We start from the raw sequence: 19756 nt of genomic DNA on the forward strand, positions 1-19756 counted from the left end.
TAAGTCATTCCTCGCGACGAATGTCGGGCGCGGGCAGGGGGCCGCAGGCGTCCGACGCGGGATGCACGCAAGGATTGAAATCGGCGAGGTTTTGCAAAGTTTGCGCTCGCAGATGCTAAATTTGCATAGCCACTTGCGCCGCATCGCAGCATCGCGTTCACTCCACGTCACCGCAGGCATGGCGGTAGTGACGGAGGAAGATAATGCCAGAGTTCCAGAAGATTCTCATCGCCAACAGGGGCGAGATCGCGATCCGCATCATGCGGGCGGCGAACGAGATGGGGAAGAAGACGGTCGCCGTCTACGCGGAAGAGGACAAGCTGGGGCTCCACCGTTTCAAGGCCGATGAAGCCTATCGGATTGGCGAGGGCCTCGGGCCGGTGGCGGCGTATCTGGCGATTCCCGAAATTATTCGCGTGGCCAAGGAAGCGGGCGCCGACGCGATCCATCCGGGCTATGGCCTGCTGTCGGAAAACCCCGAATTTGTCGATGCATGCGCCGAGGCGGGCATCACCTTCATCGGGCCCAAGGCTGAAACCATGCGCGCGCTTGGCGATAAGGCCAGCGCCCGCGAGGTGGCGATCGAGGCCGGCGTGCCGGTGATTCCCGCGACCGAGGTGCTGGGTGATGATTTCGACGCCATCGCCAAGGACGCCGAAGAGATCGGCTATCCGCTGATGCTGAAGGCCAGCTGGGGCGGCGGCGGGCGCGGGATGCGTCCGATCGAGTCTTCCAAGGAACTGAAAGAGAAGGTGCTGGAGGGCCGGCGGGAGGCCGAGGCCGCCTTTGGCAATGGCGAGGGGTATCTCGAGAAGATGATCACCCGCGCCCGCCACGTCGAGGTGCAGATCCTCGGCGACAAGCAGGGCAACATCTACCACCTCTACGAGCGCGACTGCTCTGTGCAGCGCCGCAACCAGAAGGTCGTCGAGCGTGCCCCTGCGCCCTATCTCAGCGAAGCGCAGCGCGAGGAGCTGTGCGAGCTTGGCCGCAAGATCTGTGCCCATGTGAACTACGAATGCGCCGGCACCGTCGAATTCCTGATGGATATGGACAGCGGCAATTTCTACTTCATCGAAGTGAACCCGCGCGTGCAGGTCGAGCACACCGTCACCGAAGAGGTGACCGGCATCGACATCGTGCAGGCGCAGATCATGATCGCCGAGGGCAAAAGCCTCGCCGAAGCCACCGGCAAGGCCTCGCAATACGACATCCGTCTCACCGGCCACGCGCTGCAGACCCGGATCACCACCGAAGACCCGACCAACAACTTCATCCCCGATTATGGCCGGATCACCGCCTATCGCTCGGCGACGGGCATGGGCATCCGCCTCGACGGCGGCACGGCTTACGCGGGCGGGGTGATCACCCGCTACTACGATTCTCTGCTGGTGAAGGTGACCGCCAAGGCGCCGACCCCGGAGAAGGCGATCAGCCGCATGGACCGCGCGCTGCGCGAGTTCCGTATTCGCGGGGTCAGCACGAACATCGACTTCGTGATCAACCTGCTCAAGCATCCGGTGTTCCTGAACAACCAGTACACCACGAAGTTCATCGACACGACGCCCGAACTCTTCGACTTCAAAAAGCGCCGTGACCGCGGCACCAAGGTGCTGACCTATCTCGCCGACATCACGGTGAACGGTCACCCAGAGGTGCAGGGGCGCCAGAAACCCCATGCCGAACTGAAGCCCGCCCGCGCGCCGTCGCTGCGCGCCGAGGCGCCGCCGCCGGGCACCCGCACGCTGCTGGAGGAAAAGGGCGCGCAGGCCGTGGCCGACTGGATGGCGGCGCAGAAGCAGCTGCTGATCACCGACACCACCATGCGCGACGGGCACCAGTCGCTGCTGGCCACGCGGATGCGCTCGCTCGACATGATCAAGGCGGCACCGGCCTATGCGGCAAACCTGCCGGGCCTCTTCTCTGTGGAATGCTGGGGCGGGGCGACCTTCGATGTGGCCTACCGTTTCTTGCAGGAATGCCCGTGGCAGCGCCTGCGCGACATCCGCGCCAAGATGCCCAACATCATGACGCAGATGCTTCTGCGCGCCTCCAACGGCGTCGGCTATACCAACTATCCCGACAACGTGGTGCAGAGCTTCGTCGCACAGGCGGCGACCAGCGGGGTCGACGTGTTCCGCGTGTTCGACTCGCTGAACTGGGTCGAGAATATGCGCGTGGCGATGGATGCGGTGATCGACAGCGGCAAAATTTGCGAAGGCACGATCTGCTACACCGGCGACATCCTCGATCCGGCCCGCGCCAAGTACGATCTCAAGTACTACGTGGCGATGGGCAAGCAGCTGAAAGAGGCTGGCGCGCATGTGCTGGGCCTGAAGGATATGGCCGGTCTGCTGAAACCCTCTGCCGCCGGTGCGCTGGTGACCGCGCTGAAAGAAGAGGTCGGCCTGCCGATCCATTTCCACACCCATGACACCAGCGGTGCGGCGATTGCCACCATCATGGAAGCCTCGAAAGCGGGCGTTGATGCGGTGGACGCGGCGATGGACGCGCTTTCGGGCAATACCTCGCAGCCGACGCTCGGCTCGATCGTCGAGGCGCTGCGCCACACCGAGCGCGACACCGGGCTCGACGTCGACGTGATCCGCGAAGTGTCGAACTACTGGGAGGCGGTGCGCGGCCAATATGCGGCCTTCGAGAGCAGCATGCAGGCCCCCGCGTCGGAGGTCTACCTGCACGAGATGCCCGGCGGCCAGTTCACCAACCTCAAGGCGCAGGCACGCTCGCTGGGGCTGGAAGAGCGCTGGCACGAGGTCGCCAAGACCTATGCCGACGTGAACATGATGTTCGGCGATATCGTGAAGGTGACCCCTTCGTCGAAGGTGGTGGGCGACATGGCGCTGATGATGGTCAGCCAGGGCCTCACCCGCGCACAGGTGGAGGACCCCAAGAGCGACGTCAGCTTCCCCGACTCGGTGATCGACATGATGCGCGGCAACCTCGGCCAGCCGCCGGGCGGCTTCCCCGAGGGGATCGTCAAGAAGGTTCTGAAAGGCGAGAAGCCCAACACCGAACGTCCGGGCAAGCATCTGCCGCCCGCCGATCTTGATAAGCTGCGCGCCGAACTGCAGGAGAAGTTCCCGGACGTCGAATTCGACGACGAGGATCTCAACGGCTACCTGATGTACCCCAAGGTCTTCACCGACTACATCGCGCGGCACGAGGAATACGGCCCGGTGCGGGTGCTGCCGACGCTGGCCTATTTCTACGGCATGCAGCCGGGCGAGGAGATCACCGCCGAGATCGATCCGGGCAAGACGCTGGAGATTCGCCTGATCACCGTCGGCGAGACGCAGGACGACGGCGAGGTGCGGGTGTTCTTCGAACTCAACGGCCAGCCGCGCGCGGTGCGCGTGCCGGACCGCAAGGCAAAGGCGGCCACCGGGGCCAAGCCCAAGGCCGAGCTGGGCAACGCCAACCACATCGGCGCTCCGATGCCCGGCGTTGTGGCGTCGATCGCGGTGCAGGCCGGGACGAAGGTCAAGGAAGGCGATCTGCTGTTGACCATCGAGGCGATGAAGATGGAGACCGGCATGCACGCCGAGCGCGACGCGGTGATCAAGGCGGTGCATGTGACGCCGGGCAGCCAGATCGACGCCAAGGACCTTCTGATCGAACTGGAAGAGTAACCTCGCGCCACGACGCAGCGGCTCAGAAGCGCGGGGCAGGGCAACCTGACCCCGCGTTTTTCATGCGCGTCACATCGCCCACATGGCCCCTGTCCAGATCGCTGGCCCAAGAAGCGCAAAGGCGATGAGGATCAACAGCCCGTCGCGCAGCGTCAGGCCGAGGCCAAACAGCAGCACCGGCAGTGCAACGAGAAAGGGCAGGCCCGGCACGAAGCCAAGGCCGATCACCGCGATGCCCGCCACCACCAGCAACACCGCAATGATCCGCGAGACCGTGCCGTTCGCCGCCCATGTCATGCGCGAGCCGACATAGCGCCGGATGCGCCGCGCCTTGGGCCACGCCTTCTTGATGCTGGCGGTGAACGTGTCGGCGGGAAATTCGATGCAGGCCAGCTTAGACGGCAGCCAGACGCCGGATTTGCCGCGCATCATCTGCGCGCCGCACAGGATGAACAGCACACCGATCAGCGCGGGCACGCCGGGGATCATCCCTATGGGCAGCATCAGGAAGGCCGCGAGCACGATCAGCAGCGGACCGAACCCCCGCGATTCAAGCGTGCGCACCACGTCCCTTACCTCGATACAGCCGTCGCTGTCTCCGAGGTGCGAGAGGTCTTGCATGATTCCTTCGAGTGGCTGGTCGGTCATATCGCTCCCCAAAGACGTGTAAGGGGTAAGCGCCGCAAGGGCGGCGCGGGTTCCGATATGCGTGTCTTCCCTTGGGGCAAGCGCTGCGCCGGGCGCTGAGCAAAAGGGTCGGGCACGCCGCCGCGCCCGACCGAAAGTGCTTATTCCGCCGCTTTGCGCGCCGCCTTCGGGGCGGTGATCGGCAGGTAATCCTGCGGCTCACGGTGCTCTTCGAAGTTGAACACATTGGCCCGGATCTCGGAGCAGCGGTCGAGATCGACTTCCGCCGTGATCACCTCGTCGCCCGAGGTGCTGGCCTTGGCGACGATCTCGCCCGTGGGGGCGACGATGATGCTGCCGCCGATCAGGATCGAGCCTTCCTCAAGCCCCGCCTTGGCCACGGCGACACCCCACGTGCCGTTCTGGTAGCAGCCCGCCTGCACCGACAACTCGTTGTGGAAATACTGCAGGTGGTCATGCTCGGGCGCCGGGGCGAAATGGATCGGGGTGTTGTAGCCGAGGCAGACCAGTTCGGCCCCGCCAAGACCCAGCACACGCCACGTCTCGGGCCAGCGGCGGTCGTTGCAGATACACATGCCAAGCTTGCCGCCGAGCATGTCGAAGGTCGGCCAGCCGAGATCGCCCTTTTCGAAGTAGCGCTTTTCGAGATGCTGGAACGGACGCCATTCCTCGTTCTCCCAGTGGCCCGGCAGGTGGATCTTGCGATACTTGCCGACGATCTCGCCGTCCGGCCCGACAAGGATGGCGGTGTTGTAGTGGTGGCCGTCCTCGGTCAGTTCGGCGTAGCCGAGGTGGAAGCCGATCTGCAGCTCGCGAGCGAGCGCAAAGAGCGGCGCTGTATCTTCGTTCGGCATCTCGGTCTCGAACCACTGGTCCAGCTCGGGGCCGGCCTCGATGAACCAGCGCGGGAAGAAGGTGGTGAGCGCGAGTTCGGGGAAGACCACGAGGCTGGCGCCGCGGTCCTTGGCGCTGCGCATCATCGCGCACATGCGGGCAACGGTGGAGCTGCGCGGCTCGTCCTTGGCGATGGGGCCAAGCTGGGCGGCGGCGACAGTGAACTTGCGGCTCATATGGGAGGTCCTTTTTTAGTGTCGTATCTGGGAGGCCGGGGCGCCGATGAGTTGCTCGTAAAGCTCGGGATCGGTGTCGCCCTCGGTGCCGAAGGTGAGAATGCGGGAGGTTTCGTCGAGGCCGAGAAGGGCGCGGGCCTGCGCATCGGCCATCGCAAGCCGCAGCCCGGCAATGCCCGCGACGGCCGACTCGCCTGCGACCAGCGCGGGATCGCCCCCCTGAGGGTAGGCAAGGCGGCGCATGGCGGCGATGGCGGCGGCATCGGCGAGCGCGATGACCGCGTCGCCATGATCTTGCAGGATCTCCCACGCGAGCGCCGAGACCTCGCCGCAGGCGAGCCCGGCCATCAGCGTCTCGAGATCGCCGTGCACGGCCGTGCGCGCGCCGCTGCGGTAGGAGGCGAGGAAGCAGGCGGCCTGATCGGGGTCGCAAAGCACGATCTTCGGGCGGTCCGCGCCATAGCGGCGGACGGCCTGTGCGGTGACCGCTGCGGCCATGCCGCCGACGCCGGTTTGCAGGAAGATGTGGGTGGGCGGCTCGGTCAGTGCGTCGAGCGCCTCGGCGGCCATGATCTCGTAGCCCTGCATCACGTCGCGCGGCACATCCATGTAGCCGGGATATGAGGTGTCGGAGACCACGAACCAGCCGTTGGCGCTGGCCGTCTCCTGCGCTTTGCGCACCGAGTCGTCATAGTTGCCTTGGGTGCGGCGGACCTCGGCGCCAAATGCCTCGATGGCCGATCTGCGGCCCTCGGAGACGGTGGCATGAATGAAGATGACGCAGGCGCAGCCGAAGCTCTGCGCGCCCCAGGCGACGGAACGCCCATGATTGCCGTCGGTGGCGCAGCAGACGGTGATCTCAGCAGCCTCTGGAAGCGCGCGGGAGGTGATCTCTTCCATGCTCACCTCGCGGGCAAGGCGCGCCGAAAGTTCCTTCTGCAGCAGCCGCGCCACGGCATAGGCGCCGCCGAGCGCCTTGAAGCTGCCAAGGCCGAAGCGGGTGCTTTCGTCCTTGTAGTGCAGCGCCGCGACGCCGATCTCGGCCGCCAGCGCGGGCAGCGCGGTGAGCGGGGTCTCGGTGTAGCCCGGCCACGCGCGGATGGTCGCGGCGGCGGTGGTAAACCCCGTGTCGCTGAGGATCGCGTTCTGCGCCTCGCTCCACGGCGAGCCGGGGACGGCCTGCGCGTTGAGAGCGAGCGTGAAGGCCTCATCTGTGCCTGCGTTGCGCGTGAGTTCTTCGGCCATGGTGTCCTTCCAAGGGTCTGCGGTACTGAAGAAGAAAGTTCGGACTTTTGCAAAGGTGTGCGGGGCGTCGGGTGCCTTTGGGTAAGCCTGTGCTGAATATTCGGGCACCTCAAGCGGGCGTTTCAGGTCAAGCGTGTGCTGCAGCGGGTCAGCCGGTCGATCAGGCGGCGATTTCCCGCAACAGCCAGTCGCGGAAAGTGCCGACCTCGGCGCTGCCGGCGCTGCGCTCGGGCAGGATAAGCGCGTAGCTTTCGCCGGTGTCGAAGCGGCGCGGGGCAGCGCGCGCGAGATGGCCGCTGGCGAGCGCCGGGCGAGCAATGATCTCGGGCACGATGCCAACGCCAAGGCCCGCCGTCGCGGCATCGAGGATCATGTCGAAATGGTCGAAGCGCGCGCCGCGCAGGATGCGGCGGGCATCTGTATCGCTGCCGCGGAACCAGTCGAGCCACAGCGTCGGGCGGGTGGATTGCTGCAGCAGCGGCAGATCCAGAAGCTCGGCATCGGTCAGTTCGGCGCGCCCGTCGAGCAGCGCGGGGGCGGCGACCACAACCATCTCCTCGCGGGCGACCGTCTCGGCGCTGGTGCCGGGGGTTTCATGCTGGCTGCGCATAAGCGCAAGGTCGAAGGGGTCGCGGGCAAACTCCACCGGCTGCAGCCGCGCCGACAGATCGAGGGTGATGCCGGGAGCGACCAGAGCAAATTTCGGCAGGCGCGGGATCAGCCATGTGCGGGCAAAACTCGGCAGCACAGCAATGCGCAGCACGGTGGACTGCCCACCAAAGGCCATGACACCCATGGCGGCGGAGTTCAGCTCGCCCAGCACCTTTTCGGCCTGCACCAGAAAGGCCTGCCCGGCTGGCGACAGCACCAGTCGTTGCCGGACGCGGAGGAAGAGAGCCACGCCAAGCCGGTCCTCCAACGCCGCGAGCGAGCGCGAGATGGCGCTTTGCGTAAGGTTCAGGCTCTCGGCGGCCATGGTGGTGGTGCCGCGCCGGGCGCAGGCGACAAAGGCTTCCAGCTCGCCGACGCTGGGCATGTAGGGTTTGCGCATCGAGGTCTCCTTGGATGCGCGGACTATGAGTTTTCATCATGACTTGAGCAATTCAAATCGTTTCCCAGAGGGACGCAGCGGCGCTAGTCTGCGCGCCAAACGCATGATCCTTTCGAAGGAGCCTCCCGATGACTGACCTGTCCCACCTCAAGCCCAAGGAACAGCCCGCGCTTGCCTCGTTCAGCTGGGAGGACCCGTTTCTGTTCCACGAGCAGCTGACCGAAGAAGAGCGGATGATCAGCGACACCGCGCACGCCTTCGCGCAGGAAAAGCTGCTGCCGCGCGTCGAGCATGCGTACCTCGAAGAACACACCGACCCCGAGATCTTCCGCGAGATGGGCGAGCTGGGCCTCTTGGGCTCGACCATTCCTGAGGCCTATGGCGGCATCGGCGCGGGATATGTGGCCTACGGCCTCGTCGCGCGCGAGGTGGAGCGGGTGGACAGTGGCTACCGGTCGATGATGTCGGTGCAGTCCTCGCTCGTGATGTACCCGATCTACGCCTATGGCTCCGAAGAGCAGCGCATGAAGTACTTGCCGAAGCTCGCCAGTGGCGAGTGGATCGGCTGCTTTGGCCTGACCGAGCCCGACGCGGGGTCCGATCCCGCGGGGATGAAAACGCGGGCTGTGAAGACCGAGAACGGCTACGTGCTCAAGGGCTCGAAGATGTGGATCTCCAACGCGCCGATTGCCGATGTCTTTGTGGTCTGGGCCAAGTCGGAAGCGCATGGCGGCAAGATCCGCGGCTTCGTGCTGGAAAAGGGCATGAAGGGGCTGAGCGCACCGAAGATCGGTGGCAAGCTGAGCCTGCGCGCCAGCATCACCGGCGAGATCGTCATGGATGACGTCGAAGTCGGCGAAGACGCGCTGCTGCCCAACGTCGAGGGTCTCAAGGGGCCGTTCGGCTGCCTCAACCGCGCGCGCTACGGCATCGCCTGGGGCGTCATGGGCGCCGCCGAGTTCTGCTGGCATCAGGCGCGCAGCTACGGTCTCGACCGCAAGCAGTTCGGCAAGCCGCTGGCTGGCACGCAGCTCTTCCAGAAAAAGCTCGCCGACATGCAGACCGAGATCGCGCTTGGCCTGCAGGCCTGCCTGCGCACGGGTCGGCTGATGGACGAGGGCCGCGCCGCGCCCGAGATGGTCTCGCTGATCAAGCGCAACAACTGCGGCAAGGCGCTGGATGTCGCGCGCATGGCCCGCGACATGCACGGCGGCAACGGCATCCAGATCGAATACGGCGTGATGCGCCACGCCGCCAACCTTGAGACGGTCAACACCTATGAGGGCACCCACGACGTGCATGCGCTGATCTTGGGGCGGGCGCAGACCGGCATTCAGGCGTTCTTTTGATGCAGGTTCCCCCATTGCCGCCGATGCACGGGGTGCGCGTGATCGAACTGGCGCGCATCCTCGCCGGGCCTTGGGCCGGGCAGGTGCTGGCCGATCTGGGTGCGGAGGTGATCAAGGTCGAGGCGCCGCAGGGCGACGACACCCGCCGCTGGGGCCCCCCGTTCATCGAACGCGAAGGCGACCGCTCGGCCGCCTACTTCCACGCCACCAACCGCGGCAAACGCTCGGTCATTGCCGATTTCCGCACGCCCGAGGGGCAGGCGAGGGTGCGCGAACTGGTGGCCGAGGCCGATGTGGTGATCGAGAACTTCAAGCTCGGAGGCCTGCGCAAATACGGCCTCGACTACGAGAGCCTGCGCGAAGTGAACCCGCGGCTGGTCTATTGCTCTATCACCGGTTTTGGGCAGGACGGGCCCTATGCCGAGCGGGCCGGGTACGACTCTTTGATCCAGGGCATGGCGGGCTGGATGGACCTGACCGGCAGCCCCGAGGGCGAGCCGCAGAAGGTCGGCGTGGCCTTTGCCGACATCTTCACCGGGCTCTATTCGGTGATCGGCATTCAGGCGGCGCTGGCCGCGCGCGAACGCACCGGGCAGGGGCAGCTGGTCGACATGGCGCTGCTCGACTGTGCGGTGGGCGTGCTGGCCAATCAGGGGATGAACTACCTGGCCACCGGCAAGGCGCCGCGCCGGCTGGGCAATGCGCATCCAAATATCGCGCCCTACGAGGTGCTGCCCACTGGCTCGGGCGATCTGATCCTTGCCGTAGGAAACGACGGGCAATTTGCCCGGCTGTGCGACGTGCTTGGGCTGTCGCTGGCCGAGGATGCGCGCTTTGCCACCAACGAGGCGCGGGTGGCGAATCGCGACCTGCTGCGGCCCGCGTTGGTGGGGGCGCTGGCAAAATGGGACCGGGGCGAGTTGCTGGCGGCGTTGGAGAAGGCCACCGTGCCTGCCGGGCCGATCAACTCGGTCGATCAGGTGTTCGAGAACCCTCAGGTGATCGCGCGCGGTATGGCGGTGGAGGCAGGCGGCGTGCCCGGCATCCGCACGCCGATCCGCCTGTCTGAAACGCCGCTGACGCCGGCGCGCCCATCGCCGAAGCTCGGGCAGGGCTGAAAGGGTGGCGAGGGGGCGCCGCCCCCTCGGCGCTGCGCGCCTCACCCCCGGGCGTATTTGCAAAGAGAAGAAAGGCGTGGCGCGTGGCTTCTTCTCTTGAAAAATACGCCCGCCGGAGGCGGACCGGCGCTCTGCAAAGGCAGCCTCCGCCGGGAAAAGCGCGATGCTCTGCGCTGCGCTCTGGTACGCGCCGCGCCGCTTTAGTAGGGTCGCGCGCATGACGGCGCCCGCGATCAGTTTTTCCGAGGATCAGGCCGAAGCCTGGGACCGCGTGGCCGAGATGCTGCGCGGGGCTGGCGTCGATCTGGATGAAGGCACCACCGAGCCCGCGCGCGAGGGGCTTTCTAAGGTCATGGCTCTGATGGGCAAGGCCGGCTCGGGCAAGACGCTGCTTCTGGCCGAGCTGTGCAAGGCGCTGCAGGAGGCGGGCTGCGAGATCGTCTCGGGCGATTTCGAAAGCCGCAAGAAGCGCGAGAAGCGCACGCTGGCGGTGCTGGCGCCGACCAACAAGGCGGCCTCGGTGCTGCGCATGCGCGGCGTGCCGGCGACCACCATTCACCGCATTCTTTACACGCCGGTCTACGACCCGGTCTACGAACGCATCGCCGAATGGCTGATGGGCAACGAGGAGCGCCCGGAGATCGAGGCGCTGACCGAGGAGGCGCTGGACCGCGCCTATGCCTCCTATCAGGGGCACAAGTCGGTGCCGGCGGCGCTGGCGGCGGCGGGGCTGCGCGGCAGCGATTTCATCACCGGCTGGAAGCGCCGCGAGGAGCCGCTCGACATCGGTTTCGTCGATGAGGCCTCGATGCTGGACGACCGGCAGTTCGAGGATCTGCGCGAGATTTTCCCCAACCTGCTGCTGTTCGGCGATCCGGCGCAGCTGGCGCCGGTGAACCAGTCGGGCAAGATGGTCTTTGACGCGGTGCCCGAAGAGCGCAAACTGGAGCTGTCGCGCATCCACCGGCAGGAGGCCTCGAACCCGATCCTCGATCTTGCGCATGCGCTGGCCGACCCGGAGGTGGATTTCTACCGCTTCGAGCGTCTGGTCGAGGAGATGGCGGCGAAGGACGACCGGGTGGTCTGGGGCCAGCGGGTCGAGGTCGACCTGATGGCGCGCTCGCCGGTGCTGGTCTGGCGCAACGCCACGCGCATTCGCCTGATCAACGCGTTCCGCGCTGTGCATGATGCGCCCGAAACCGAGCTTCTGCCCGGCGAGCCGCTGATCTGCGACGGGCTGGAACTGCCGCTGAAGCACCGCAAGAAGCGGCTCGATCTGGAGGCGCGCGGGCTGATCAAGGGCGCGCAGGTGGTCTACCTCGGGCCGGGCAAGAAGCCGGGCTTCTCGCGGCTGCATGTGGTCGGCGCGCCGGACCCGCAGGTCTCGGCCGCCTCGATCGTGAAGATCGAAAAACCCGACGAGGAAGAGCCCTTTATCCCCTTTGCCGCGCGCATGGGCGCGACCTTTCTGCACGGGGCGGCGGTGACCATCCACAAGGCGCAGGGCTCGCAATGGGAGAACGTGCAGGTGTTTGCCCCCGACCTCTATACCGCCGCGCGCATGGGGCGGGTCGAGGCGGGCCAGCCGCTGTGGAAACGTCTGGCCTATGTGGCGATCACCCGCGCCAGCGACCGGCTGCACTGGGTGGTGCGCAATCGCCTTGCGCGCCCCTCCGGGCCGCTGCGGGTGGACGATCTGGCCGCCGCCGCACCGGCGCCGCTGGAGCTGGAGATGCAGGGCGAGGACGCGGCGGGCTGAGGGCAGGGCCGCTCGGAGCCGTTCGGGATTTCCTCTTGCAAGGGGAGGGGCCGATCCGTCAATCTGCCTCGGGTTTGGCAACGCGCAAGGAGGGGCGATGATCCGCAGCAGCATCAGAGAAGCGGGGCGCCATGCCAGCTGAGGCGGTCCTTGAAATGGAGCCCAAGGTCTCGCGCTGGTTTGTGCTGGACGCGGAGAAGGTGGCGCAGTTCGGTGCGGTCACCGGGGATCTCAAGTTCTTTCACGAAGATGCCGGGGCCTCTGCCAGTTTCCTTTTCGGCGAGCCAGTGGCGCAGGGTTTTCTGACATTGTCCATGCTGTCGGCCATGTGCGCCGACGCGGTGCCGCCGTTTCCGGGCCAGATCGCCAATGTGAATTACGGTTTCGACCGGGTGCGCTTTGTCACGCCGGTGCCGGTGGGGTCGCGCGTGCGCGGTCATTTTACCGTTGGCGGGGTGGAAGAAGAGGAAGAGCGCCTGACCGTGCATTGGGACGTGGAGATCGAGATCGAGGGGCAGGGGCGCGATCAGCCCGCACTGGTGGCGCAATGGGTGACCTTCCTCGAGGTGCGGGACTGACCGCGGCGCGGCGGCAGGGCGCAATCGGGCGCGGCTTGACCCGGCGCCGCGCAGAGCCGACACAGGGGCGCGCAACAGGAGACCCCGCATGACCGAGCCGTTTCTCGAAGCCCCCTCGCCCTATCTGCAGCACCTTGGGGCCGCGCTGACCGACTGGCGGGCGGATTTTGCCCGCTTCGAGCTGGACCTCGCCCCCGAGCACATGAACCGCCATGAGAACCCGCATGGCGGTGTGCATGCCTCGCTGCTGGACACGGCGATGGGCTTTGCGGGTTGTTTCACCGGCGACGAAGACGACAAGCTGATGGCGCTGACGCTGTCGCTTAACGTGCAATACCTGTCGCGTCCCAAGGGCACCCGGCTGATCGCCGAAGGCACCCGCACCGGCGGCGGCAAGAGCACCTTCTTTGCCGAGGCGGTGATCACCGATGAGACCGGCGAGTTGATCGCCAAGGGCAGCGGCGTCTTTCGCTACCGTCGGCGGGGCTGATCCCAGGCGCGACCGGCCCGCACCTCAGGCGAGCGCCTCCAGCGCGTCCACATCGGCGGCTTCGAGTGCGTGGCGCGCGGCGGCGATGCGCTCCGGCGGCCAGTGCCACCATGCAAGGTGCAAAAGCCGCGCGATTTCATCCTCGCCAAAGCGCCTGCGCACCACCTGCGCCGGATTGCCCGTGACAATGGAATAGGGCGGGACCTCGCCGCGCACAACCGCGCCGGCGCCGATGATCGCGCCAGAGCCGATCCTTGCTCCGGCCAGCACCATGGCACCTGTGCCCAGCCAGACGTCATGGCCGACCTCGATGCCACGCGTGTCGGGCTGGCTGGCGTGCATGGCCTCGCGGTCGAACACCATGAAGGGATAGGTGCTGATCCCCCGCGTGTCATGATTGGCCGAGCCGCCGATGAAGCGCACGCCGTGCACGATCTGGCAGAATTTGCCGATCACCAGCCGGTCATTCGAGAACGGGAAGAGATAGGGTGCGAGCCGCTCCGCCCAGCCGTCGGGCGCGGGTGGGTCGAAATCCGAGGCGTAGGTGTGAACGCCGATCTCGATGCAGGGGTGATCGATCACCGCGCGCAAATGCACGGTGCCCGCATGGGGTGTGCCGTCGGGCAGGATGATGGGATGCACGGCATCCGACGGGGGAAGGGCAAAGGGCATGGCAGCCTCCTTTCGAAACGCAGGTGTCAGGGTCTCAAAGGTGCTGGTCCATGGCTCCCTCCATTGCTGGACGGCGTGAGCCTATGGCAAGGCCGCGCCCGGGGAAAGGGGCGCGTTGCCATCAGGCCCAAGGCAGGCCGCATGTGGAAAACGCGCCCTGCCTCGCGCCGGTCAGTCGCCGGTCACTCGCCGGGGCGCTTGAGCGAGAACACCTCGCGGATCACCGCGTAGTCACGATAGCCGAGGCGGGTGAGCGGCTGGTAGGTCGTGACGTCGAACTGCCCGTCCTTCAGGCAATCATCGCGCATGTGCACGCCGGTGACCTCGCCAAAGACCGCGAAATTCGACGCGCCTTCCAGCTTCACGATCTGCGTCACCTTGCATTCGAGCGAGGCCGGAGCGCCTGCGACGCGCGGGCAGTCGATGGTCTCGCACTCGGCCTTCTCGATCCCGGCGAGGGTGAACTCGTCCTCACCCGCAGGCCACGGGCCGGAGCTGCGGTTCATCACGTCGCGCGCCGCGTATTCAACGATATTGACGCAGAACACGCCGCTCTCGCGCAGCTGTGCCACGCTGTCCTTGGTGTCGCCGCGATCCTCTTTGACCGAGGTTGAGGCGAACATCACCTGCGGCGGCACATAGGCCACCGCATTGAAGAAGGAGTAGGGGGCAAGGTTGTCGCCCAGTTCTCCGCGCGTGGAGATCCAGCCAATGGGCCGGGGTGTCACGATGGCGTTGAACGGGTTATGCGGCAGGCCGTGGCCGTCTTCGGGGCGGTAGAACATGCCTGTCCTCTCAGCTGTTTGCGCGGTCTTGGGACCCGTGATAGGGCGAAATCAGCCAAAACGCCACGGGAGAGCACGGCTCTGTACAGTTTGTTTCAGGAACGTCCGGACGATGTCTGGGAGGTCGAGGCGCTCTATGACCTCAGCTTTGCGCCGGGCCGCGAGTTGTTGTCGTCCTACCGGCTGCGCGAGGGTGTGCCGCCCGTGGCCGAACTCTGCCGCGTTGCGAAGGACGAACTGGGCATTATCGGCGGCGCCATCCGCTACTGGCCGGTTCGCGTGGGCGAGGTGCAGGCCTTGCTCTTGGGCCCCGTTGCCGTGCACCCCACGGCACAGGGCGAGGGGCTGGGTGCGGCGCTGATCCGAGACACGCTGGAACGGGCGCGGGCGCTGGAATGGGGGCGGGTGCTGCTCGTCGGCGACGAGCCCTATTACCGCCGTTTCGGGTTCTCCAAGATCGAGGGCGTCGTGATGCCGCCGCCGACCAATCCGGAGCGCGTGCTGGCGGCCGAACTGCGTCCGGGGGCGTGGGCCGGGGTGATGGGCGAGGTCACGCGCAAAGCTTGAAATTCCGGGGCGGGGGCCGATCTTCTATCGAAGACCCAAGGAGGCGCAAGATGACCGCAGCAGTTCCCGGAACCGAGCTTGTTCCCGTCAGCATCGAAGCCGAAATCGCCGCTCTGGCGCGGCGTCATCGCGCTGCGGGTGGCGTGGGGTTGCAAGTGCTCAACCTCATCGGCGGCAAGGCCGAGAACTTGCTGGAACGGCTGCCCGATACGGTGAAGGACCGGCTTGAAGGCAGCACCGCCAAGGCGCTGGAACTGTCTTTGAAAGCTGCCTCGGGATCGCGCCGCGCCGTGCCGGATCAGAAAAGCTGGCTGAACACGGCGCTGGCCACTGCCATGGGCGCTGCCGGTGGGGCGGGTGGTCTGCCGACCGCCATGGCCGAACTGCCGGTGACGGTCACCGTGCTGCTGCGGGCGATTCAGGGCATCGCTGTGGAGTATGGGTTCGACCCGGAGATGCCCGAGATCCGGCGTGAGTGCCTGAGCGTCTTCGCCTCGGCCGGGCCGCTGGCGGCGGATGACGGCGCCGACCTCGGGTTTCTCGCCACGCGGGTCACGCTGACCGGGGCGACGGTGCATGGGCTGATCGGCAAGGTCGCGCCGCGTCTGGCAACCGCCATGGGCCAGAAGCTGGCGGCGCAGACGGTGCCGGTGCTGGGCGCCGCTGCCGGGGCGGCGACGAACTACGCCTATACCAGCTACTACCAAGAGATGGCCCATGTGCAGTTCGGCCTGTTGAAGCTGTCGCAGGACACCGGGCGGCCTCGCGCCGAACTGGTCACGGCGCTGCAAAAGCAGATCGGGCAGGCGCGCTGAGGCCGGATCGCTTAACCGCTTTGCAAGGTTAATGGCCTAGAGACGGAGGTGAGGCGCGGTGAAACCCGCGCCGCAACGCCCGCGCAGAACGTGCGGGTCGTGTCCCGTGTCAGAACGGCCGGCGATGCGCGCGTAGTCTAGATCGCCCGGGGCTCCTTTGCGCCGGGCGAACCGGCCAGTTCTGGGGCGCGGTCTGCGCCAACTGACCTATGCCAACTGATCTGTGCCACCGGACCTGCCCAACGGACCTACGAAGCGCTGTGCGGTCTGCTGGGTGCTCGCAAGCCTGGGGTTTCAGCAGAAGGCGCGCAGGACGTCAGCCCTGCCAGCGCATGTATTCCATCACCGCATCGCGCACCGATTGCTCGCCGCGTTCGCGCGCGTCGCAGATCACATCGTAAAGCGCATCAAGATCGGTGCGCATGATGAGGCTCTTCACCGGTCCGATCGACGCGGGGCGCATCGACAGCCGGTGCAGGCCGATGGCCGCCAGACAGACCGCCTCGATCGGGCGGCCCGCGTCCTCGCCGCAGAAGCTCAGCGGCGTGCCGGTGGCCGAGCAGCGCTGCACGATCTGTTCGAGGAAGGTCAGAAAGCTGACGTTGAGCGTGTCGTAGCGGCGGCGCACGCGCTCGTTCTCGCGGTCGGCGGCGAAGAAGAACTGCTTGAGATCGTTGCCGCCGATAGACAGGAACTCCACGTCTTCGAAGAACTTGTTCGAGGCGTAGGCGAGGCTGGGCGTCTCGAGCATGGTGCCGACCGATATCTTGTCGGGCACCACATGTCCCAGCTTCTTCTCCAGCGCGACGGCCTTGTGCACCTCGGCGCGGGCGGCGCTGAATTCTTCCCATTGTGCGACGAAGGGGAACATCAGCGTCAGCGGACGGCCCTCGGAGGCGCGCAGCAGCGCCTGCAACTGCATCCGCATCACGCCGGGCCGGTCAAGACCGACGCGGATCGCCCGCCAGCCGAGCGCCGGGTTGGGCTCGTCGGTGGGCTTCATGTAGGGGAGCACCTTGTCCGAGCCGATGTCGAGCGTGCGGAAGATGACCGGCTTGTCCCCGGCGGCGTCGGCGGCGTCGAGCACGCGCTTGTAGACCGCCGCCAGTTCGGTGCGGGTGGGCATCTTGTTGCGCACGAGGAACTGTAGCTCGGTGCGGAACAGGCCGACGCCCTCGGCGCCGGAGGTTTCGAGCGAGGGCACATCGGCCAAAAGGCCGGCGTTCATGTAAAGGCTGATGCGCTTGCCGCAGATCGAGATCGCCGGTTTCTGCCGGATCGAGGCATAGCGCTCCTGCGCCTCTGCCTGCATGGCAATCTTGTCACGGAAGGCCGACACCACGGTGTCGTCGGGGCGCAGGTGCACGAGGCCCTGATCGCCGTCGACCATGATGTGATCGCCGTTCAGCGCCTCGGTGGTGATGCGCGGGGCGTTGATCACCAGCGGGATCGCCAGCGCGCGGGCGACCACAGCGGCGTGGCTGCCGACCGAGCCTTCCTCAAGCACGATGCCGCGCAGCTGACGGCCGTATTCCAGCAGTTCGCCGGGGCCGATGTTGCGCGCCACGAGGATCGGATCATGCGGCATCGAGGCGCCGGTGTCGCTGCCCTGTCCGGTGAGGATGCGCAGCAGCCGGTTCGACAGGTCGTCGAGATCGTGCAGCCGCTCGCGCAGGTAGTTGTCCGCCACTTGGCTCATGCGGGCGCGGGCGGCGGATTGCTCTTTCTCCACGGCGGCTTCGGCCGAGAGGCCGCGCTGGATGTCTTCTTCCATGCGGCGGCGCCAGCCCTTGGAGTTGGCGAACATGCGGTAGGCTTCAAGCACTTCAAGCTGCTCGGCATCGGCGCCCGCGCCGGCCAGCATCTCGTCGACACTGACCCGCAGGCGTTCGATTGCCTCGGTCAGCCGCTCGTGCTCGCGCTCGGGGTCGTCGGCGACGAAATTGGTCACCATCACCCGCGGCTCGTGCAGCCAGACATGGCCTTCGGCGGTGCCTTCCTGCCCGGTGCCGCCACGCAGCAGGGTGGGCTGGGTGTGCCGCGCAGACAGCGCCGCGCTGTCGCCGACAAAGGCCCCGAGTTCGGTCATCTCGGCCAGCACCATGGCGACCACTTCCAGCGCGTAGACCTCGTCGGAGGTGAACTCACGTTTTGCCTTGGTCTGCACCACCAGCACGCCCAGCGTTTCGCCGAGGCGCTGGATCGGCACGCCGAGGAAGCTGGAGTAAATCTCTTCGCCGGTCTCGGGCATGTAGCGGAAGCCCTTGGCCGACGGCGCGTCGGCGGTGTTCATCACCTTGCCGTTGCGCGCAACGCGGCCCACCAGACCCTCGCCAATGCGCATGCGGGTCTGGTGCACGGCCTCTTGGTTGAGGCCTTCGGTTGCGCAAAGCTCGAGCGTGTCATCGTCTCGAAACAGGTAGATCGAGCACACTTCGGTGCCCATCGAGTCCGCGGTCAGATGCGTGATCTTGTCGAGGCGCGCCTGCCCGGCGGCATCCTCGGCCATGGTGTCCCGCAGCCGCCCGAGAAGCTTGCGACTTTCGCTTTCCGTGCCATCCGGCATTCGGCCACCCTGTCCCTAACTAATTGGAAGGGAGCCCGCGGTGTCTGTCAGGCTGCCTTCTCGAGTTCGAAGGCATCATGCAGCGCCTGCACCGCAAGTTCCATGTATTTCCGGTCGATTAGAACCGAAATCTTGATCTCTGAGGTTGTAATGACCTTGATGTTGATGCCCTCGTCCGACAGCACCTTGAACATCTTTGCCGCAACGCCCGGCTGGCTGCGCATGCCGATGCCCACCACCGAGATCTTGCACACTTCGGTGTCGGCCTTCAGCTCGGCGTAGTTGATGGTGCCGGCGTCCTTGCAGTCCTGCAGGGCCTTCTCGGCGCGGGCCACCTGATTGGTGGGGCACGAGAAGGTCATGTCGGTGCGGCCTTCGTCCGAGATGTTCTGGACGATCATGTCGACGTTGATGCCCGCCTCGGAGAGCGGCGTGAAGATGGCGGCGGCGATGCCCGGACGGTCGGCGACCGAAACAAGGGTCATCTTGGCTTCGTCGCGCGAATGGGCGACCCCGGAAACGACGTTCAGTTCCATGATTTCCTCCTCGTCGCAGACGAGCGTGCCGGCTTCGTCGGACTGTTCCTCGAAGCTGGAGAGCACCCGCAGCTTCACATTGTAACGCATGGCAAGTTCGACCGACCGGGTCTGCAGCACTTTGGCGCCAAGCGAGGCCAGTTCGAGCATCTCCTCAAAGGCGATGCGGTCGAGCTTGCGGGCCTTCTCGCAGATCCGCGGGTCGGTGGTGTAGACACCGTCGACGTCGGTGTAGATGTCGCAGCGCTCGGCCTCGAAGGCGGCGGCAAAGGCGACGGCGGTGGTGTCCGAGCCGCCCCGGCCCAGCGTTGTGATGCGGCCCTCGGCGCTGATGCCCTGAAAGCCCGCGACCACGGCGACGCGCATGCCCTCGCCGAACTTGCGGTTGATGTTGTCGGTGGGGATGTCGACGATCCGCGCCGAACTGTGCGCCGAGGTGGTCTGCAGCGGCACTTGCCAGCCCTGCCAGCTGCGCGCCGGCACGTCCATTTCCTGCAGGGTCATCGCCATCAGGCCCGCGGTGACATTCTCGCCCGAGGAGACGACGGCGTCATATTCGCGCGCGTCGAACAGCGGCGAGGTCTCTTCGACGTAGCCCACCAGCTTGTTGGTCTCGCCGGACATGGCCGAGACGATGACGATCACGTCGTAGCCCTTGGCCACCTCGACGCCCACGCGTTTCGCGGCCCGGCGGATGCGGTCCAGCGTGGCGACGGAGGTGCCGCCGAATTTCATCACGAGCACGGGCATGGCGTTTTCCCCGGGGTGGCCTTTGAATCAGCGGTCGTTTACGCGCGGGGGGCGGCCTGCGCAAGAGCCTTGCGGCGGCGCCGCGAGCGATCACTGCGCGCAGAGCG

16 protein-coding genes are annotated in these 19756 nt (G+C 66.3%); 8 read left to right on the forward strand and 8 right to left on the reverse strand.

Annotated features, from left to right (window positions below):
* Positions 1-203 precede the first annotated feature (203 nt).
* On the forward strand, positions 204-3650 hold the full coding sequence (pyc, locus tag ACXAJT_RS08065; protein ID WP_475234417.1) for a pyruvate carboxylase: 3447 nt from the start codon (positions 204-206) through the stop codon (positions 3648-3650).
* A 69-nt stretch (positions 3651-3719) separates the two neighbouring features.
* Here the strand turns inward: pyc and ACXAJT_RS08070 are convergent, their stop codons facing one another.
* From ACXAJT_RS08070 to ACXAJT_RS08085, 4 genes are all read right to left on the reverse strand, one after another.
* The gene (locus ACXAJT_RS08070; RefSeq protein WP_475234418.1) at positions 3720-4298 is read right to left on the reverse strand and encodes an exopolysaccharide biosynthesis protein; all 579 of its coding nucleotides are present in this window, start codon (positions 4296-4298) and stop codon (positions 3720-3722) included.
* A gap of 140 nt (positions 4299-4438) precedes the next feature.
* Entirely contained in the window at positions 4439-5368 is a 930-nt protein-coding gene (locus ACXAJT_RS08075; protein WP_475234419.1) for an N-carbamoyl-D-amino-acid hydrolase, read from the reverse strand.
* Between the two features lie 15 nt (positions 5369-5383).
* Positions 5384-6613, reverse strand: coding sequence for a diaminopropionate ammonia-lyase (locus ACXAJT_RS08080; protein WP_475234420.1), 1230 nt, complete (start codon positions 6611-6613; stop codon positions 5384-5386).
* 160 nt (positions 6614-6773) lie between these two features.
* Positions 6774-7664 carry a LysR substrate-binding domain-containing protein gene (locus tag ACXAJT_RS08085; protein ID WP_475234421.1) on the reverse strand — a complete coding sequence of 297 codons (891 nt, stop codon included), beginning with the start codon at positions 7662-7664 and terminating at the stop codon, positions 6774-6776.
* A 128-nt stretch (positions 7665-7792) separates the two neighbouring features.
* Here ACXAJT_RS08085 and ACXAJT_RS08090 point away from each other — a divergent pair, with 128 nt between their 5' ends.
* The 5 genes from ACXAJT_RS08090 (at position 7793) to ACXAJT_RS08110 (ending at position 12958) form a co-directional block, all read left to right on the forward strand.
* Positions 7793-9013, forward strand: coding sequence for an acyl-CoA dehydrogenase (locus ACXAJT_RS08090; protein ID WP_475234422.1), 1221 nt, complete (start codon positions 7793-7795; stop codon positions 9011-9013).
* A complete protein-coding gene (locus tag ACXAJT_RS08095; RefSeq protein WP_475234423.1) occupies positions 9013-10131 on the forward strand; it encodes a CaiB/BaiF CoA transferase family protein in 1119 nt (372 codons plus the stop codon). Before ACXAJT_RS08090 ends, ACXAJT_RS08095 begins: the two co-directional genes overlap by 1 nt.
* 217 nt (positions 10132-10348) lie before the next feature.
* Positions 10349-11890 (forward strand): ATP-dependent DNA helicase, encoded by a 1542-nt coding sequence (locus ACXAJT_RS08100; RefSeq protein WP_475234424.1) that lies wholly within the window; start codon positions 10349-10351, stop codon positions 11888-11890.
* A 131-nt stretch (positions 11891-12021) separates the two neighbouring features.
* The gene (locus ACXAJT_RS08105) at positions 12022-12468 is read left to right on the forward strand and encodes a MaoC/PaaZ C-terminal domain-containing protein (RefSeq protein WP_475234425.1); all 447 of its coding nucleotides are present in this window, start codon (positions 12022-12024) and stop codon (positions 12466-12468) included.
* Between the two features lie 88 nt (positions 12469-12556).
* On the forward strand, positions 12557-12958 hold the full coding sequence (locus tag ACXAJT_RS08110; RefSeq protein WP_475234426.1) for a PaaI family thioesterase: 402 nt from the start codon (positions 12557-12559) through the stop codon (positions 12956-12958).
* A 24-nt stretch (positions 12959-12982) separates the two neighbouring features.
* Here the strand turns inward: ACXAJT_RS08110 and ACXAJT_RS08115 are convergent, their stop codons facing one another.
* Together ACXAJT_RS08115 and ACXAJT_RS08120 are read right to left on the reverse strand one after the other, a co-directional pair.
* Entirely contained in the window at positions 12983-13630 is a 648-nt protein-coding gene (locus ACXAJT_RS08115; protein WP_475234427.1) for a CatB-related O-acetyltransferase, read from the reverse strand.
* Positions 13631-13812: 182 nt separating this feature from the next.
* On the reverse strand, positions 13813-14415 hold the full coding sequence (locus tag ACXAJT_RS08120) for a flavin reductase family protein (RefSeq protein ID WP_475234428.1): 603 nt from the start codon (positions 14413-14415) through the stop codon (positions 13813-13815).
* 90 nt (positions 14416-14505) lie between these two features.
* Between ACXAJT_RS08120 and ACXAJT_RS08125 the strand changes: the two genes are divergently transcribed.
* Positions 14506-14982: a GNAT family N-acetyltransferase gene (locus ACXAJT_RS08125; RefSeq protein WP_475234429.1), complete on the forward strand. Its 477-nt coding sequence runs from the start codon at positions 14506-14508 to the stop codon at positions 14980-14982.
* Between the two features lie 50 nt (positions 14983-15032).
* Entirely contained in the window at positions 15033-15797 is a 765-nt protein-coding gene (locus ACXAJT_RS08130; RefSeq protein WP_475234430.1) for an EcsC family protein, read from the forward strand.
* A 316-nt stretch (positions 15798-16113) separates the two neighbouring features.
* Here the strand turns inward: ACXAJT_RS08130 and ptsP are convergent, their stop codons facing one another.
* Complete coding sequence (gene ptsP / locus ACXAJT_RS08135; protein ID WP_475234431.1) at positions 16114-18363, reverse strand: phosphoenolpyruvate--protein phosphotransferase; 2250 nt, start codon at positions 18361-18363, stop codon at positions 16114-16116.
* 47 nt (positions 18364-18410) lie between these two features.
* A complete protein-coding gene (locus ACXAJT_RS08140) occupies positions 18411-19649 on the reverse strand; it encodes an aspartate kinase (RefSeq protein ID WP_475234432.1) in 1239 nt (412 codons plus the stop codon).
* Positions 19650-19756 lie beyond the last annotated feature (107 nt).

The organism is Salipiger sp. ABF4_146 (assembly GCF_056161345.1).

Excerpts from the sequence above, each read along its gene's own strand:
- pyc (WP_475234417.1), top strand. The coding sequence starts at position 204 with ATGCCAGAGTTCCAGAAGATTCTCATCGCCAACAGGGGCGAGATCGCG.
- ACXAJT_RS08070 (WP_475234418.1), bottom strand. The coding sequence starts at position 4,298 with ATGACCGACCAGCCACTCGAAGGAATCATGCAAGACCTCTCGCACCTC.
- ACXAJT_RS08075 (WP_475234419.1), bottom strand. The coding sequence starts at position 5,368 with ATGAGCCGCAAGTTCACTGTCGCCGCCGCCCAGCTTGGCCCCATCGCC.
- ACXAJT_RS08080 (WP_475234420.1), bottom strand. The coding sequence starts at position 6,613 with ATGGCCGAAGAACTCACGCGCAACGCAGGCACAGATGAGGCCTTCACG.
- ACXAJT_RS08085 (WP_475234421.1), bottom strand. The coding sequence starts at position 7,664 with ATGCGCAAACCCTACATGCCCAGCGTCGGCGAGCTGGAAGCCTTTGTC.
- ACXAJT_RS08090 (WP_475234422.1), top strand. The coding sequence starts at position 7,793 with ATGACTGACCTGTCCCACCTCAAGCCCAAGGAACAGCCCGCGCTTGCC.
- ACXAJT_RS08095 (WP_475234423.1), top strand. The coding sequence starts at position 9,013 with ATGCAGGTTCCCCCATTGCCGCCGATGCACGGGGTGCGCGTGATCGAA.
- ACXAJT_RS08100 (WP_475234424.1), top strand. The coding sequence starts at position 10,349 with ATGACGGCGCCCGCGATCAGTTTTTCCGAGGATCAGGCCGAAGCCTGG.
- ACXAJT_RS08105 (WP_475234425.1), top strand. The coding sequence starts at position 12,022 with ATGCCAGCTGAGGCGGTCCTTGAAATGGAGCCCAAGGTCTCGCGCTGG.
- ACXAJT_RS08110 (WP_475234426.1), top strand. The coding sequence starts at position 12,557 with ATGACCGAGCCGTTTCTCGAAGCCCCCTCGCCCTATCTGCAGCACCTT.
- ACXAJT_RS08115 (WP_475234427.1), bottom strand. The coding sequence starts at position 13,630 with ATGCCCTTTGCCCTTCCCCCGTCGGATGCCGTGCATCCCATCATCCTG.
- ACXAJT_RS08120 (WP_475234428.1), bottom strand. The coding sequence starts at position 14,415 with ATGTTCTACCGCCCCGAAGACGGCCACGGCCTGCCGCATAACCCGTTC.
- ACXAJT_RS08130 (WP_475234430.1), top strand. The coding sequence starts at position 15,033 with ATGACCGCAGCAGTTCCCGGAACCGAGCTTGTTCCCGTCAGCATCGAA.
- ptsP (WP_475234431.1), bottom strand. The coding sequence starts at position 18,363 with ATGCCGGATGGCACGGAAAGCGAAAGTCGCAAGCTTCTCGGGCGGCTG.
- ACXAJT_RS08140 (WP_475234432.1), bottom strand. The coding sequence starts at position 19,649 with ATGCCCGTGCTCGTGATGAAATTCGGCGGCACCTCCGTCGCCACGCTG.